A 13,309-nucleotide genomic window follows, 5' to 3' on the forward strand; every position below is an offset into this window, starting at 1 on the left:
CTGTGACTGAGGCGCAGCCTCGCAAGGCTTATTGCGCCGCGATGCCCTCAGCCCTCCACCCGGTACAGCCGCCACCTTTCGGGCACCCCCTTGAGCCGGTGCTGGCCATGATCCCTCAGGTTGATTGCGGACTGCGCCGCCATCAGTTCCTTTACCGCGCTCGAAACCAGCACCTCGCCCGCGCGTGCTTTCGCTGCAACCCGGGTGCAGATGTGGAACGCGAGGCCGACCATTTCGCCGCCGCTGATGGTGTATTCGCCCGCGTGGAGACCCACCCTGATCTCGAGGCCGAGCGTGCGCACGGCTTTCTGAATCGCGGCCGCGCAGGCGATGCCGGCAGCGGGTTTCCTGAAGGTCGCCAGCACGCCGTCGCCCGTGGTCACGACCTCCTTGCCGCGGCACGTCTTCAGCTCCTTGCGGACCGCCGCGTAATAATGGCCTATCACCTTGGTCCAGCGCGCATCGCCGAGCTTGGCTGCCTTCGCCGTGGAGCCGACGATGTCCACGATGAGGATGGTGGCGAGCGCCTGCTTGAGCTCGGCGGCGCGGGCAGCCGACCGGCGCCGGTTCGCGATGGGTCCGGTCAGCGGCTCATAGCGGTGATTGCGGCGCCGCGCGATCGCGGCTTTCGTGTACTCCTGCGCGCGCTGCGCGGTGCCGCAACGGATCGTCTTCTCCTGCGGCGACCGCGACCAGTAGACCTTGCGCCCGGCGCCGGCGCCCTGCACCTCCACCGCGCCCCATTTCAGGAAGACCGCCGCGCCGACGCGTCTGACGCACCACGCCTTCGAGGTGTATCCGGAGACGTTGGACTGATGGACACCGATGCGGAGAAATTTGGGCATGAAGGTGCGGCCAGAGACCGTTTGGGCGTAGCTTCGGCAAGGCTAGTCGGACAATCCGGCCTTGGCAACCGGACCTCCGGCCTCTGACTCCGGCGGGACAAGCTTATCCAGGAGCGATGTCCAGATCGATGTGCTATCCTCCTATGGGGCGGCAGAAGAAAATCCGGAGAGAATTTATGGCAACGAGTGTCAAGCAAATGCTGGAAGCTGCGAGCGCGGCGGTCCCGAAGATCACCTCGGAGCAGGCGGCCGAGATGATCAACAAGGGCAACACGCTGGTCGTGGACGTTCGCGATGCGCCGGAAGTCGCCGCCAGCGGCAAGATCGCCGGCGCCGTGAACGTCTCGCGCGGGATGCTGGAGTTTCGCGCCGACCCGGAGTCGCCCTATCACGACAAGGCGTTCGACAAGGGCAAGACCGTCATCCTCTATTGCGCATCCGGCGGCAGGTCGGCGCTGGCCGGCAAGCTCTTGAAGGATATGGGTTACGAGAACGTCTACAACGTCGGCGGCTTCAAGGACTGGACGGGCGCAGTCGAGAAGTAGCGAGAACAGCGGCGCGGTTCCGTTGACTGCGCTGCGAACTCCGATTGGCACTTTCTGCGGCAAGGCGCGTTGCGGTGTTGTCGAGGAGGCGCAGATGACCAAGACCAAGGCTGCCCACGCACAAGACGCCAAGATTCCCACGCAAGCAGCGCTCAATCCCGGTGACGAAGCTCCGCCCGGAACCAAGGGCACCGGCGACGACGTCTGTCCCGATTGTCACGGCAAGGGACGCATCGACGGCGCGCCTTGCGCCACCTGCGGCGGGAGCGGCACCATCACGCGGGCAGTCGGCGGCGCCTGACGCCGCCTCGTCCAGCGGCTTCATCCTCAAAGCAACGATCGGCCCTTCACGTGTGTTTTCCCCAACTGGAGACAGTGAGGCGCACCATGAACAAGACGACCGGACTGACACCCGACGACTTTCCGATCGAAGCCGACAAGGACAAGCTGAAGACACACAAGGGCGAGCCGGTGGCCTCGGCCGAGACCGAGCAGATTGCGGACGAGATCGCCGACCGGCTGAACGAGCAAGCCCACCAGGAAGAGCAGGACCGCTGGTCAGCCTAGTTCAGCGGGTTTGCGGCGCCCCATCGAATTTGGAACGACCACGCGTTCCCGCGCATTGGCCCTTCGCCGGCGTCTCACCATTCCGGCAAATGGCGGCCCCGGCTCAAGCCCGCCCCCGGATGCCGGGCCGGGGCGGCCTAGAGCGCGATGCGATTAGGATGAACCGTCATCGCGCTCCAGGTTATTTTTTGAGCATGATCTTTTTGGAAAACCGCTGCGCACTTTGCGCTGCGCGGCCCTCCGGGTCCGGATCATGCACCAGGCCGAGCACAGGAGCGGACATGAAAGCACTCGTCATAGCAGGGCTCATCGCGGCGCTCGCCTCGTCTCCTTCCGCCTTCGCGCAAAGCGGCGCGGGGCCGTCGAGGACGGGCTCCGGCATCAATTCGACCGGCACCGGCGGCACGACCGGCGCGGGCGCCTCCAGCCTCAATACGTCGTCGGACGCCAACAACGGCGGCGCCAATGCACCGGCGAAGTCGTCAACGATGAGGCCGGGCGACAACGATCCGGCCAGGCAGACCCAGGGGGGCCAACAGGCCCTGCCGAACGCCCCCGGAACTAACCGGAAATAGCGCGAGCCGGATAGGCATAGAGCTCGATCGGGGCGTTGAAGCCGCGCACCTCGTGCCGGCCGACATGCTCCAATGCGAACTCCTTCTCGACAAGCTCGGCGAAATCGCGTGACAGCAGCACATTCCTGCCGAGCGTCTTGGTCAGCGCCTCCAGGCGGGAGGCCATGTTGACGGCCGGGCCGATCACCGTGAAATCCAGCCGCTGGGCAGATCCGATATTGCCGTACATGACATCACCGACGTGGACGCCGATGCCGTAGTTCAGCGGCGCGCGGCCGGTCGCGCTGTTCCGATCGTTGAGCGCGGCCATGGCTCCCCTCGCCTCGGCCACCGCATGCAGAAGATTGGCGCAGGCGTTCGGCTGATGCAGCGGGAAGATGGCGAGCAGCCCGTCGCCGATGAACTTCAGGATCTCGCCGCCGTGCCGCGCGATCGGCTCCGACATCGCGTCGAAATAGTCGTTGAGAAGGTCGATGACATCGTCGCGCGGCCAGTTGTCGGAGATCTTGGTGAAGTCCCTGAGGTCGCAGATCATGATCGCGGCGCGCACCGTCGTGCCGGTGCCGCGCCTGGTGGCGCCGGCCAGGATCAGCTCGCCGGCATGGGAGCCGACATAAGTTTCCAGCAGCGTGCGCGCCAGGCGATTCTTGATGCGGATCTCGCTGACCAGCGCCAGCACCGGCAACAGCTTCTTCAGGCCGGCGATGTGGACATCCTCGAAACCGCCGGGACGATCAGTGGCGAAGGTCACGACGTGGCGCTTGCCGAGCGTGTGCAGCAGCGGCCAGGCCACATAGTCGGTCATGCCCAGCGACCGCATGTCGTCATAGAGGGCATGCTTGCGACCGAGCGAGGAATCCTGTTCGAGCTTTTCGCGGACCTCGTCGGCACCGTCATGGATCTCGTTGGCGGAGCTGCCGATATATTCGGACCGCTCGCGAACGTCATAGTCGGCCAGCGTGATCTCCGCCTCGCGCTTGCCGTCGGACCACATCATGCGGGCACCCAGCCATTGCGGATGATGGATCATCACGTGAAGCGTCGATCGCTTGAGCGGAATGCCCGCCTGCTGCAGGCGGATGCACATCAGCGCGAAGATGTCGTCGATGAAGCGCTCGTCGCGCGTGCCGTTGGTCAGCCAGTCGATGACGCCGTCGGCCAGTGTGGGGGCGTATGTGTGTGGCGCATTCATATCCTGCCCCTCGAGCTGCGGTTTAGCCAGCAGATATCGTGCGCCGGCCCGGCGGCGTCAACCTAGCTAGTTGCATGGATTGTGCGCATCGGTCTGAGGTTCTAGACCAGAAGCCGGATCGACCCCAGCACCGCCAGACCCGCGACGAGCGCAAGCTGCGACGGCCCGGCCAGCTCGACCTTCAACGTGCCGGTGCGGGGAATCGCAAATTCCTCGTTGTCGAGGCGGATGCGGCATTCGCCGCGCGGGGCGTAGACCAGATGCGTGCCGGCGGCGAGGTGCCGGTCGCCGGGCTGCTTCAACGCGAGGAGATCGATCTCGGCCGCGCCGCGCCGCGCCATGAGGTTCACGACCTCGACGGGACCGGCCTCGAGCTCGGTCACGATCTCGAGCTCGCCGGTGAACCGCACCGTCGTAAAAGGTTCACGTTCGTCGAATTCCTGCGTCGGCGACTTCAGCACCAGCCCGCGGCCCTCGACGACCATTTGCAAGCGGTCGATGCCGGGCATGTGGGAGAACGGACCGGACGCAAGAATCGGCGTCGACGCAAAGCGCCAGAGCAGGCTGTCCCAGTCCTTCCGCGGCGCATCGGCCCGATGCGCATCCGCGATGTCGGTGAAGACGCCGGCGCCGTTCTTCCACGGCGAGCGGGTGTAGATTTCAGGATTGAGCAGCGTTGCCTTCATGTCTTGAGCTCGTCCGGGAAAGTCGGAGTATGTACCAGAGTTTGTAGCCGGATGATGTCGCTATTTCGACGCCAATGCCGCCACAGGCCGCCAGCTGACGTCGGGCGCAGCTGCAGCGAGCCGACGGCAGCGGTCACGCATCAGCTCGGCCGGGCGATCGTCGCCGCGCCGCTTCAGCACCGCCTCGAAATCGGCGAGCGCATCGGCAAAGCGGCGGGCGCGATAGGCGGCGAGGCCGCGTTCGTAATCCGCGATCCAGCCGATGCTGCCGACCGCATTCTCGTTCACCATCCCGATCAGCTCGTGGACGGAGAGTCCCTCCTCGCGTCCGTAGACCGCGATGCTGTCGACCTCGCGCGTGACGACGGCGCCGCGCGCCAGACGTTCGGTTGCCGCGCCGATCAGGATCTGCGTGCCGTAGGATTTGTTGGCGCTTTCGAGCCGGCTCGCGACGTTCACGGCATCGCCGATCACGGTGTAGTTCAGCCGCAGCTCCGAGCCGATATTGCCGACCAGCATGCGGCCGGAATTGATGCCGATGCGGATCTGGAGCGGCTGACCGAGATCGTCGACGAGGCCCGACTCGTCGATCGCCCGGCGGCAGGCGAGCGCGGCGCGGCAGCATCGTGCGGCGTGATCGCCTTGCGGCTGCGGCGCGCCCCAGAACGCCATCACGGCATCGCCGATGAACTTGTCGATGGTCCCGCCATTGGCGACGATGATCTCCGAGGTGAGGTCGAGATAGCGCGACAGCAGCGGCACGACGCGATCGCCGAGCCGCTCCGACAGTCCGGTAAAGCCGGCGATGTCGATGAACATCACGCTGAGCTCCTGAACGCTGCCGCCGGGCTTCGCCTCGACGCCCTGGCGCAGCAGGCCACGGACGAGATCGGCCGGGATGAACTTGCGGAATGCGGACAGGCCGGCCGCCATCTCCGCGATCGCACCCGATAGGCTTGCGATCTCCTTCAGCCGCGACGGATGGCGGCGGACCTGCTCCAGCGCGAAGGCTTCGACATGGCGCAGTTCGCCGACGACGCGCGACAGCGGCGCGGCAATGACGGACCGCGCCAGCATCGCCGAGGCCAGCGCCGCGAGCACGGCGCCGACGGCGAGGCCGAGGATAAGGCGATGCAATGTCGTCTCGACCGGCCCGAGAAATTCGGCCTCGGGGATCACGGTCGCGAGCGACCAGCCGGGAAACGGCAGCGGCGTCAGCGCGACCTCATAGGCCGCGCCGCCCGAGGTGAGCCGGCTTTGCCAGGCCTCCTTGCGGCCGGCCTCCCCGGCCTGATCGAGCGCTGCGCGCGCCAGCGGCAGCAGCGCCGTGTCGCCACGCGCCGGATGGAGCTCGTCGGCGTCCTTGTCCGGCGCTGCGACGAGCTCGCCGCTGCCGTCGACGATGAAGGCGGTGCCGGTGCGTCCGACCTCCAGCTGCGACAGGAAGCGCGCAAGCCTGGTATATTCGATGATGACGGCAAGCACGCCTTGGCGCTCCTGGTAGACGTCGATCGGGCCGGCGAAGGCGATCGACGGCCGCTCGCCGGTCGCGTGGTCCATCACCCTGAACCATTGCGGGTCTTCCGCGCCGAGGCCGGCCTTGAACCAGGCCTGATCGGCGACGCGGAAATCGGTCGGCTCGAAGCGGCGGTTGGCGAACTCGATGTCGCCGGGCACCACGTCGTATTCGTCGACGCGGCGCTCGCCCGGATGATCCGTCAGCGAGATCTCCATCATCTCCAGGCGCCGATCGCCGAGCTTGTGCGCGGCGAAGAAGGAGCCGTCAGGCCAGCCGAACGCGACCCAGGAAATCGTGGCCTGCGATTGCAATTGCGAGAGGAAGACGAATTCGCGCTTGTCGGCCTCGCGGGTGTCGAGCACGTTCTGGAGGAACAGGGTGCGGATCGCGGTATGCGCGGCGCGCGCCTCGTCGACGATGGCCGAGACCTCCTTGCGCACCGCCGCGACGATCTGCTCGTTGATGGTCGAGGCGAGCTGCCGGCTGGCCGCCTCCGCGGTGCGCCACCACAGCAGGCTGGAGAGCGCCGCGGTCAGCAGGATCGCGGCGAGGACCAGCGCGGAGACAGCAAGGCGGATACTGACCGTCATCCTTGCGATCGCGCGCAGCTGGCGTCCGGGATCGACGTTCATGGTTTTATCCGCCTTTGGGTGGGCGCGACTCCTGTCATCTTCCTACGCAGATTTCCTACCGTCCGTTACCTCTGCCAAGTTTGGTCGGACGCATCCAATGCTCTCGCTCTAACGTGTCGATAGCGCCAAGGCATTGGATTTGGGCACCCACTTGCCCGCTAATCCCGTCCAAGCGCACCGACCGTGCGCCCGATCCAATCGATCTCACGGTTTCGTGAGCAGCCCGCCGTAACACGGGCGGCGCGCGGAACGAAGGAGATCATGCGCGCTCGCCTGCCGGGCGGCACCATTCGAACAGGAGAACCTCGATGTCTGCCAAACATACCGTCACCTCCCTCGTCCTCGCCGGTGCGGTGTCGACCGCGCTCGCGACCCTTGCCTCCGCCGCCCCCCTGAGCAAGGCCGAAGCCGATGCCGCCGTCGCCGCCAAGAAAGAGAAGTGCTTCGGCGTCGCACTGAAAGGCCAGAACGATTGCGCGGCGGGACCGGGCACCACCTGCCAGGGCACCTCGACCGTGGACTACCAGGGTAATGCCTGGAAATTCGTCAAGGGCGGCACCTGCACCAGCATCGAGCTGCCGGGCGGCAAGAAGGGTTCGCTGAAGCCGATCTGACGGCCGGCGCAACGGCAAGCGCGAACGGAGCAGCACGATGAGCACGATCAAGCCGGCCCCGCCAGCAGCGCTGCCGCTCCGCTTCGCAACGCCGATCGGCGGCGTTGCCGGGACGAGCTTCAAGCCCGAGCACCTCCCGGCAATCCTCGAGGCAAAGAATCGGCGCGGCTTCTTCGAGGTCCACGCCGAGAACTACATGGGCGCGGGAGGGCCGCCGCATCGCGCGCTGGAGGCGATCCGCCGCGATCATCCGCTCTCGCTGCACGGCGTCTGCATGTCGATCGGCGGACCCCGGCCGCTCGACAAGGCGCATCTGGCGCGCTTCCGCGGCCTGGTCGCGCGCTATCAGCCGGCGCTGGTCTCCGAGCATCTCGCCTGGTCGACGCACGAGACCAGCTTCTTCAACGATCTGTTGCCTCTGCCCTACACGGCAGCGACGCTGACTTGCGTCTGCGATCACATCGATCAGGTGCAGGAGGCGATCCGGCGGCCGCTGCTGTTGGAAAACCCGTCGACCTATCTCGCCTTTCGCGAATCCTCGATGCGCGAGACCGAGTTCATCCGCGCCGTTGCGGAGCGCACCGGCTGCGGCCTGCTGCTCGACGTCAACAACGTGTTCGTCTCCGCGGCCAACCATGGATATTCTGCGCTCGACTACCTCGCTGATTTCCCGCTGTCGCGCGTCGAGGAAATTCATCTCGCCGGGCATGCCGAGCAGGCCGACAACGAAGGTGACCTGCTGTTGATCGACAGCCACGATGGCCCGGTGGCCGACGCCGTCTGGAAACTCTACGAGATCGTGATCCGCCGCCGCGGGCCGGTGCCGACGCTGATCGAATGGGACAGCAAGATTCCGGACTGGCCGGTGCTGCAAGCGGAAGCCGCTGCCGCCCAGGCGATCCTCGACCGCCATCAGTCCGCCGTGCCGGCAGGAGAGCGTCATGCCGCCTGAACCAGGTTTGTGCTTTGCCGCATCGTTCGCGCCGGCGCTGCTGGATCCGGCGCGCAGCACGCCTGAGCTCGTGACCGGCCCGAACGGCAAGGCCGCTGGCCGGCGCTACGACGTCTACCGCAACAACGTCACGGTCAGCCTGATCGACGCGCTCGCCGCAATCTATCCGGCGGTGCAGCGCATCACCGGCGTCGACTTCTTCCGCGCGATGGCGCGCTTGCATGTGCGCAGCAATCCGCCGACATCGCCGCTGCTGTTCGAATATGGCCGCGACTTTCCGGACTTCATCGAAGCCTACGAGCATGCGCAAGATCTGCCCTGGCTCGGCGACGTCGCGCGTCTCGAGCGGGCCTGGCTCGACGCCTATCACGCCGCCGACGCCATCCCGCTGTCGTCGGCCCGGCTCTCGGCGGTGACGCCCGACCGCCTGGCTGATCTGGTTTTCATTCCGCACCCGGCCGCGCGGTGCCTGCGTTCGAATTACGCTGCCGTGACGATCTTTGCGGCCAACCGCGACGACGCACCGATTATGCGGATCGATGCCTCGACGCCGGAGGATGCCCTGATCACGCGAGGCGAATTCGACGTCGCCGTGCGCCGCCTTCCGCCCGGCGGAGCGGTCTTCGCGCACCATCTCATGTCGGGCCGGCCGCTCGGCGAAGCCGCTGCGGCAGCGCTGGAAGCGGCGAGCGAATTCGACATTGCCGCGAATATTGCCGGGCTGATCGAAGCCGGCGCCTTCACCTCGCTCTGTTGCGGAGACCCATCATGATCACGGAGCAGCCCATGACGCCCGCCAGCGGCCTGCCGTCGCCCGGAGCACTCATCGACAGAGCCAATCATCTGGTGCAGGCGCTCGCGGTGCCATCGCTCGTCCAGCTGGTGCTGCGCCTCGCGCTGGCCGTGCCGTTCTGGCGCTCGGGCCTGCTCAAATGGAGCGGCTTCCTCGAGCTCAACGACACCGCGGTGACGCTGTTCAGCGACGAATTCATGCTGCATCTGCCCGGCGGGCCCTATCACTTTCCGGCCCCGACGGTGATGGCCTTTCTCTCGGGCTCCGGCGAGATCATGTTCCCGATCCTGCTGGTGCTGGGACTGGGCACGCGGTTCGCCGCGCTCGGGCTGCTGTTCATGACCGTGATCGTCGAGCTCACGGTGCCCGACGGCTGGCCGATTCACCTCACTTGGGCGGCGATGGCGCTTGCCCTCATGGCTTACGGGCCGGGGCACATCTCGCTCGATCATCTGATCTGTCGCATCCGTAGCCCGGATGGAGCGCAGCGCAATCCGGGGCAGGTTGCGCGGTGAGGCATCGGTCCCGGATTACGCTTGCGCTCCATCCGGGCTACAGAAGAGCACTTACATTGCGCTCAGGCCGCTATCGACTGCGAGGGTCTGTGCGGTGACGTAGACGCTTTCGTCCGAGAGGAAGAACAGCACGGCATAGGCGATCTCCCAGGCCGTCGCCTGGCGGCCGAACGGGATGTGGCCCTTGCCACGGCTGGGGCGGCCCGCGCCGGCTTCGCGGCCGTTGGGGGTGTCGACTAGGCCGGGATAGACGAGATTGGCGCGGATGCCGCGGCGCGCTCCGAGATGGGCGATGTTGCGCATCAGACCGCCGAGCGCGGCTTTCGAGGAATCGTACACCGCCATCTGCGAGCCCGCCTTCAGCGCGGCGATGGAGGAGATGAAGACGATGGCGCCGCCATCGTCGAATTTCGGCAAGCCGGCGCGGCAGCACAGCATGGGGCCGCGGACATTGACGTCGTAGATCTTGTTCCACTCCTCGGGGCTGACGGCATCGAGCCCGACCTTGCCGAATGTGCCGACGTTCAGCACCATGCCGTCGAGCCCGCCCATGGCGCGGCGCGCCTCGTCGATCATGCGGACGACGTCGGCCTCCGAGGTGACGTCGGCCGCGATGGCAAGACCGTCGCCGCCTTCATCCGTGATGCGCTTCACCGTCTGTTCGGCGGAGCTGCGGTTGAGATCGGCGACCGCGACCTTGGCGCCCTCGCGGGCGCACAGGATGCTCATGGCACGGCCGTTGCCGATTGGATCGCTCGCTGCGTCGAACACGCGTTGGCCGCCGCCGACGATCAGGATGCGGCGCCCTTTGAGGCGCCCCCTGCCCGGCGCTTCTCCGGATGATTCCACGCTCGGCGGACGAATGTAACGCTCCGGCTTGCTCTCGGTGTCCGCCATCTCAGCCGCCTGGCTTCTTGCCGCCGTCATAGACCTTCATGCCAGCGGCGGGATCGAGATCGGTTTCCGTTGCTTCGGTCAGGCGCGCCATCATCATGTAAAAGCCGAGCGCGACGATGGCTTCGACGATTTCCTGGTCGCTGAAATGTTTTCGCACGGCCGCGAAGATGGTCTCGGGGACACGGACGTTCTCGACCACTTCGCGGCCGAACTTCAGCAGCGCGCGCTCGGCCTCGCTCAGGCCGGCGGCGTCGTAGTCACTACGCTCGACGGCGTCGATCTGGTCCTGCGTGCAGCCGACGCCGAGCGCGATCGGCACGTGCTGGCGCCACTCGTAGGCGCCGCCTTCGAGCTGGGCGGACTGGAGGATCAGAAGCTCGCGGTTGACCGCGCTGAGCTTCTGCTTGTGCAGGATGGAATTGCCGAGCCGCATCGCCGGAATCATGTTGGCCTCGGCATGGGCCATCATGCGGAAGATGTTGAGCTTGACCGGCATGCGGTCGAACGAGGCGCGAATGTCGCCGCTCGTCGTCTCCGGATCAATCAGGGGCAGCCTTGCCACGCATTTCTCCCTTGGGCTTTCGCTTCTTGTTGTCGGCGTCTTGACCTGCCGCGATCAGCGACAGGAAGAAGGCGAGATAGCGGTCGATCGCCTCGATCACCTTCGGCCGCGGCGACGGCACCGCGCCCATCACGTAATGCTCGAGGCGGATGTAGATCAGACCGGCGGCGAACAGCCGCGCGGTCTCGCGCGGATCAGTGGTCGAGATCAGGCCGGCGAGCGCGAAGCCGCGGAAATAATCCGTCATCAGGCTCTGCTCGCGCGCGTAGAAATGATCGGCGAATTTGGCGCGAATGCCTGGCACGCGGTTGCGCTCGGCGGTGATGACCTTCTGGAACTGGTGCTCGCGCGGATCGGACCATTGCTCGACGAGGTCGAGCGCGAACTGCCGGCAGAACTCCGCCGGCTGCCGCGCCAGCTGCTTGTAGCGCGGCTCCTCCAGCCGGCTCGCCGAGCTGGCCGGGCCATGCTCGCTGACGATCGCCTCGAGGATCGCCGCCTTGCCGGGGAAATGGTTGTAGAGGCTGCTCTCGCGGATGCCGACGCGGCGCGCGAGCTCGCGCATCGAGGCGCCGCCATAACCGCTCTGCGCGAACAGGTTGAGCGCTTCGGCGAGGATGCGCTCGCGCGTCGTGGGCGCAGCCGCTTCAGCCGCGCTGGAGGTGTCGACAGCCATGCTGCTTGACTAACGAACGCTCGTTCGCTAGTCAACCGTACGAACGATCGTTCGTTTTAACTCCGCTCGATAAGCGGAGAGCAATTGGGGAAGAATGCCATGGCAAGCCACGCTCGCCTTTTGCCCGCGCAAACCATCGCAGCGCTTCGCATCGTCACATCATTGCTGCTGATCTTGTCAGCGGCGCCGTCCGCCCGCGCCGAGGATGCTGCCGCCTACCCCACCCGCAAGATCAGGATGCTGCTGCCTTACGCGGCCGGCGGCGGCGGCGACGTAGTCGGCCGGCTGCTTGCGGACAGGATGGGCAAGACGCTCGGGCAGAGCATCTATATCGAGAACCACACCGGCGCCGCCGGCACGATCGGCACGCAGATGGTCGCGACTTCCGCCAATGACGGCTACACCATCACCGTCGGCGGCATGACCACGCATGTGCTGGCGCCCGCGATCTATCCAAAACTGCCCTACGATCCGATCAAGGATTTCACGACGATCGGGCGCGTCGGCGTCTCCTCCATCATGCTGGTGGCAACCAAGGACTTTGCCGCCAATGACATCAAGGGTCTGGTCGCGCTGGCCAAGAAGGGCGAGCCGATCCAGTACGGCAGCTGGGGCGTCGGCTCGACCGGACAATTCTGCGCGGAGATCCTGATGCAGCAGACCGGCATCAGGATGGACCACGTGCCGTTCAACGGCATCGCAAAGCTGGCCGGCGATTTGCTCGGCCGCCACATTTCGCTCGCGACGCTCGACGTTGCCACCGCAACGCCGCTGGTGAAGGAGGGCTCGATCAAGGCGCTGGCCGCCTGCGGCGAGCGGTCGCCGAGCCTGCCCGAAATCGCCAGCTACAAGGAGCAGGGCGTGGCGTTCGACCGCAGCCTGTCCTGGGCGATGTATGCGCCGGCCGGTGTCGCACCGCCGATCACGCAGAAGCTGTCGGCGGCCCTGAAGGAGGCCCTTGGCGATGAGGTCGTGAAGCAGAAGCTGCTGGCGCTCGGCATCACGCCGCAATTCGTGCCCGGCGAGGAGCAGCGCGACATCAACGCCCGCGACATCACGGCCTGGAAGCAGGTTGCCAAGGACGCGGGCATCGAGGTCAAGTGAGCAAGCTGACGACAGGAGCGCGGGCATGAGCCGTATCTTCGGCGCGGTGCGCCAGAACGGATATGTGGTGCGGGACATCCACGCCGCGATGAAGCACTGGATCGAGGTGATGGGCGTCGGCCCCTGGTACTACATGGACCGGGTCAAGACCGACTGGTTCCGGCATCGCGGCCGGGATTCGGCCGTCGAGATGAGCATTGCGCTGGCGAATTCCGGCGATCTCCAGATCGAGCTGATCCAGCAGCGCAACGACGCGCCCTCGCTCTACAGGGAATTTCTCGATGCCGGGCGCGAAGGGCTCCAGCACATGTCGTATTGGAGCCACGACTATCAGGCGCTCTACGACAAGGCGCTCGGGCTCGGCTATCGGATCGGCCATGAGGGCCAGATCGGCGGCAACAAGGGACGCTTTGCCTATTTCGACACGCAGGCGCATCCGGGCACGGTGATCGAAATCTCCGACATCAGCGGCACCAAGGGCCCGTTCTTCGAGAAGGTGCGGCAGGCCGCGATGAGCTGGGACGGCACGCGGCCGATCCGCGAGATCGGCGGCGGGAGATCGTAGAACCGATTGCCCGCAATGTACGCCGTTGCTGGCTCTTGCGGGAAACCATGGTAACGTGGCCTCGTGTCCG

The 13,309-nt window shown here is 66.1% G+C and carries 17 protein-coding genes; 9 read left to right on the forward strand and 8 right to left on the reverse strand.

What is annotated here, in order from left to right; genetic code table 11:
* Positions 1-47 precede the first annotated feature (47 nt).
* Positions 48-845, reverse strand: a complete 798-nt coding sequence (locus tag ACTEK7_RS23100) for an adenylate/guanylate cyclase domain-containing protein (protein WP_057026102.1) — start codon at positions 843-845, stop codon at positions 48-50.
* 176 nt (positions 846-1,021) lie between these two features.
* Here ACTEK7_RS23100 and ACTEK7_RS23105 point away from each other — a divergent pair, with 176 nt between their 5' ends.
* From ACTEK7_RS23105 to ACTEK7_RS23115, 3 genes are all read left to right on the forward strand, one after another.
* On the forward strand, positions 1,022-1,390 hold the full coding sequence (locus tag ACTEK7_RS23105) for a rhodanese-like domain-containing protein (RefSeq protein WP_225147752.1): 369 nt from the start codon (positions 1,022-1,024) through the stop codon (positions 1,388-1,390).
* A 94-nt stretch (positions 1,391-1,484) separates the two neighbouring features.
* Positions 1,485-1,691 carry a hypothetical protein gene (locus ACTEK7_RS23110; RefSeq protein WP_050991724.1) on the forward strand — a complete coding sequence of 69 codons (207 nt, stop codon included), beginning with the start codon at positions 1,485-1,487 and terminating at the stop codon, positions 1,689-1,691.
* Positions 1,692-1,777: 86 nt separating this feature from the next.
* A complete protein-coding gene (locus ACTEK7_RS23115; protein WP_036011671.1) occupies positions 1,778-1,957 on the forward strand; it encodes a hypothetical protein in 180 nt (59 codons plus the stop codon).
* A gap of 181 nt (positions 1,958-2,138) precedes the next feature.
* On the opposite strand, the gene ACTEK7_RS23120 is transcribed toward ACTEK7_RS23115, so the two are convergent.
* From ACTEK7_RS23120 to ACTEK7_RS23135, 4 genes are all read right to left on the reverse strand, one after another.
* Positions 2,139-2,462, reverse strand: coding sequence for a hypothetical protein (locus tag ACTEK7_RS23120; RefSeq protein WP_225147753.1), 324 nt, complete (start codon positions 2,460-2,462; stop codon positions 2,139-2,141).
* A 56-nt stretch (positions 2,463-2,518) separates the two neighbouring features.
* Entirely contained in the window at positions 2,519-3,724 is a 1,206-nt protein-coding gene (locus ACTEK7_RS23125) for an adenylate/guanylate cyclase domain-containing protein (protein WP_036011675.1), read from the reverse strand.
* Positions 3,725-3,825: 101 nt separating this feature from the next.
* A complete protein-coding gene (locus tag ACTEK7_RS23130; RefSeq protein ID WP_036026727.1) occupies positions 3,826-4,410 on the reverse strand; it encodes a HutD/Ves family protein in 585 nt (194 codons plus the stop codon).
* Positions 4,411-4,470: 60 nt separating this feature from the next.
* The gene (locus tag ACTEK7_RS23135) at positions 4,471-6,561 is read right to left on the reverse strand and encodes an adenylate/guanylate cyclase domain-containing protein (protein ID WP_225147754.1); all 2,091 of its coding nucleotides are present in this window, start codon (positions 6,559-6,561) and stop codon (positions 4,471-4,473) included.
* A gap of 308 nt (positions 6,562-6,869) precedes the next feature.
* Between ACTEK7_RS23135 and ACTEK7_RS23140 the strand changes: the two genes are divergently transcribed.
* The 4 genes from ACTEK7_RS23140 to ACTEK7_RS23155 are packed head-to-tail and all read left to right on the forward strand — an operon-like array spanning position 6,870 to position 9,435.
* A complete protein-coding gene (locus tag ACTEK7_RS23140; protein WP_036026732.1) occupies positions 6,870-7,175 on the forward strand; it encodes a BufA1 family periplasmic bufferin-type metallophore in 306 nt (101 codons plus the stop codon).
* A gap of 37 nt (positions 7,176-7,212) precedes the next feature.
* Positions 7,213-8,127 (forward strand): MNIO family bufferin maturase, encoded by a 915-nt coding sequence (gene bufB, locus ACTEK7_RS23145; protein ID WP_036026735.1) that lies wholly within the window; start codon positions 7,213-7,215, stop codon positions 8,125-8,127.
* On the forward strand, positions 8,117-8,899 hold the full coding sequence (locus ACTEK7_RS23150) for an HvfC/BufC N-terminal domain-containing protein (protein WP_225147755.1): 783 nt from the start codon (positions 8,117-8,119) through the stop codon (positions 8,897-8,899). Before bufB ends, ACTEK7_RS23150 begins: the two co-directional genes overlap by 11 nt.
* Positions 8,896-9,435 carry a DoxX family protein gene (locus tag ACTEK7_RS23155; protein WP_036026738.1) on the forward strand — a complete coding sequence of 180 codons (540 nt, stop codon included), beginning with the start codon at positions 8,896-8,898 and terminating at the stop codon, positions 9,433-9,435. The genes ACTEK7_RS23150 and ACTEK7_RS23155 overlap by 4 nt, the downstream gene beginning before the upstream one ends.
* A gap of 51 nt (positions 9,436-9,486) precedes the next feature.
* Here ACTEK7_RS23155 and ACTEK7_RS23160 read toward each other — a convergent pair whose 3' ends face one another.
* From ACTEK7_RS23160 to ACTEK7_RS23170, 3 genes are read right to left on the reverse strand one after another with little or no spacing between them, the layout of a single operon-like run.
* Positions 9,487-10,332 (reverse strand): SDR family NAD(P)-dependent oxidoreductase, encoded by an 846-nt coding sequence (locus ACTEK7_RS23160; protein ID WP_225147756.1) that lies wholly within the window; start codon positions 10,330-10,332, stop codon positions 9,487-9,489.
* A 1-nt stretch (position 10,333) separates the two neighbouring features.
* Positions 10,334-10,894 (reverse strand): carboxymuconolactone decarboxylase family protein, encoded by a 561-nt coding sequence (locus tag ACTEK7_RS23165; RefSeq protein WP_036011690.1) that lies wholly within the window; start codon positions 10,892-10,894, stop codon positions 10,334-10,336.
* The gene (locus ACTEK7_RS23170) at positions 10,872-11,570 is read right to left on the reverse strand and encodes a TetR/AcrR family transcriptional regulator (RefSeq protein ID WP_036026741.1); all 699 of its coding nucleotides are present in this window, start codon (positions 11,568-11,570) and stop codon (positions 10,872-10,874) included. The genes ACTEK7_RS23165 and ACTEK7_RS23170 overlap by 23 nt, the downstream gene beginning before the upstream one ends.
* A gap of 99 nt (positions 11,571-11,669) precedes the next feature.
* Here ACTEK7_RS23170 and ACTEK7_RS23175 point away from each other — a divergent pair, with 99 nt between their 5' ends.
* On the forward strand, positions 11,670-12,674 hold the full coding sequence (locus ACTEK7_RS23175; RefSeq protein WP_050995989.1) for a Bug family tripartite tricarboxylate transporter substrate binding protein: 1,005 nt from the start codon (positions 11,670-11,672) through the stop codon (positions 12,672-12,674).
* A 25-nt stretch (positions 12,675-12,699) separates the two neighbouring features.
* Positions 12,700-13,239, forward strand: a complete 540-nt coding sequence (locus ACTEK7_RS23180; protein WP_225147757.1) for a VOC family protein — start codon at positions 12,700-12,702, stop codon at positions 13,237-13,239.
* Positions 13,240-13,309 lie beyond the last annotated feature (70 nt).

This window comes from Bradyrhizobium sp. JHI2711, from assembly GCF_056156565.1.

Excerpts from the sequence above, each read along its gene's own strand:
- ACTEK7_RS23100 (WP_057026102.1), bottom strand. The coding sequence starts at position 845 with ATGCCCAAATTTCTCCGCATCGGTGTCCATCAGTCCAACGTCTCCGGA.
- ACTEK7_RS23105 (WP_225147752.1), top strand. The coding sequence starts at position 1,022 with ATGGCAACGAGTGTCAAGCAAATGCTGGAAGCTGCGAGCGCGGCGGTC.
- ACTEK7_RS23110 (WP_050991724.1), top strand. The coding sequence starts at position 1,485 with ATGACCAAGACCAAGGCTGCCCACGCACAAGACGCCAAGATTCCCACG.
- ACTEK7_RS23115 (WP_036011671.1), top strand. The coding sequence starts at position 1,778 with ATGAACAAGACGACCGGACTGACACCCGACGACTTTCCGATCGAAGCC.
- ACTEK7_RS23125 (WP_036011675.1), bottom strand. The coding sequence starts at position 3,724 with ATGAATGCGCCACACACATACGCCCCCACACTGGCCGACGGCGTCATC.
- ACTEK7_RS23130 (WP_036026727.1), bottom strand. The coding sequence starts at position 4,410 with ATGAAGGCAACGCTGCTCAATCCTGAAATCTACACCCGCTCGCCGTGG.
- ACTEK7_RS23135 (WP_225147754.1), bottom strand. The coding sequence starts at position 6,561 with ATGAACGTCGATCCCGGACGCCAGCTGCGCGCGATCGCAAGGATGACG.
- ACTEK7_RS23140 (WP_036026732.1), top strand. The coding sequence starts at position 6,870 with ATGTCTGCCAAACATACCGTCACCTCCCTCGTCCTCGCCGGTGCGGTG.
- bufB (WP_036026735.1), top strand. The coding sequence starts at position 7,213 with ATGAGCACGATCAAGCCGGCCCCGCCAGCAGCGCTGCCGCTCCGCTTC.
- ACTEK7_RS23150 (WP_225147755.1), top strand. The coding sequence starts at position 8,117 with ATGCCGCCTGAACCAGGTTTGTGCTTTGCCGCATCGTTCGCGCCGGCG.
- ACTEK7_RS23155 (WP_036026738.1), top strand. The coding sequence starts at position 8,896 with ATGATCACGGAGCAGCCCATGACGCCCGCCAGCGGCCTGCCGTCGCCC.
- ACTEK7_RS23160 (WP_225147756.1), bottom strand. The coding sequence starts at position 10,332 with ATGGCGGACACCGAGAGCAAGCCGGAGCGTTACATTCGTCCGCCGAGC.
- ACTEK7_RS23170 (WP_036026741.1), bottom strand. The coding sequence starts at position 11,570 with ATGGCTGTCGACACCTCCAGCGCGGCTGAAGCGGCTGCGCCCACGACG.
- ACTEK7_RS23175 (WP_050995989.1), top strand. The coding sequence starts at position 11,670 with ATGGCAAGCCACGCTCGCCTTTTGCCCGCGCAAACCATCGCAGCGCTT.
- ACTEK7_RS23180 (WP_225147757.1), top strand. The coding sequence starts at position 12,700 with ATGAGCCGTATCTTCGGCGCGGTGCGCCAGAACGGATATGTGGTGCGG.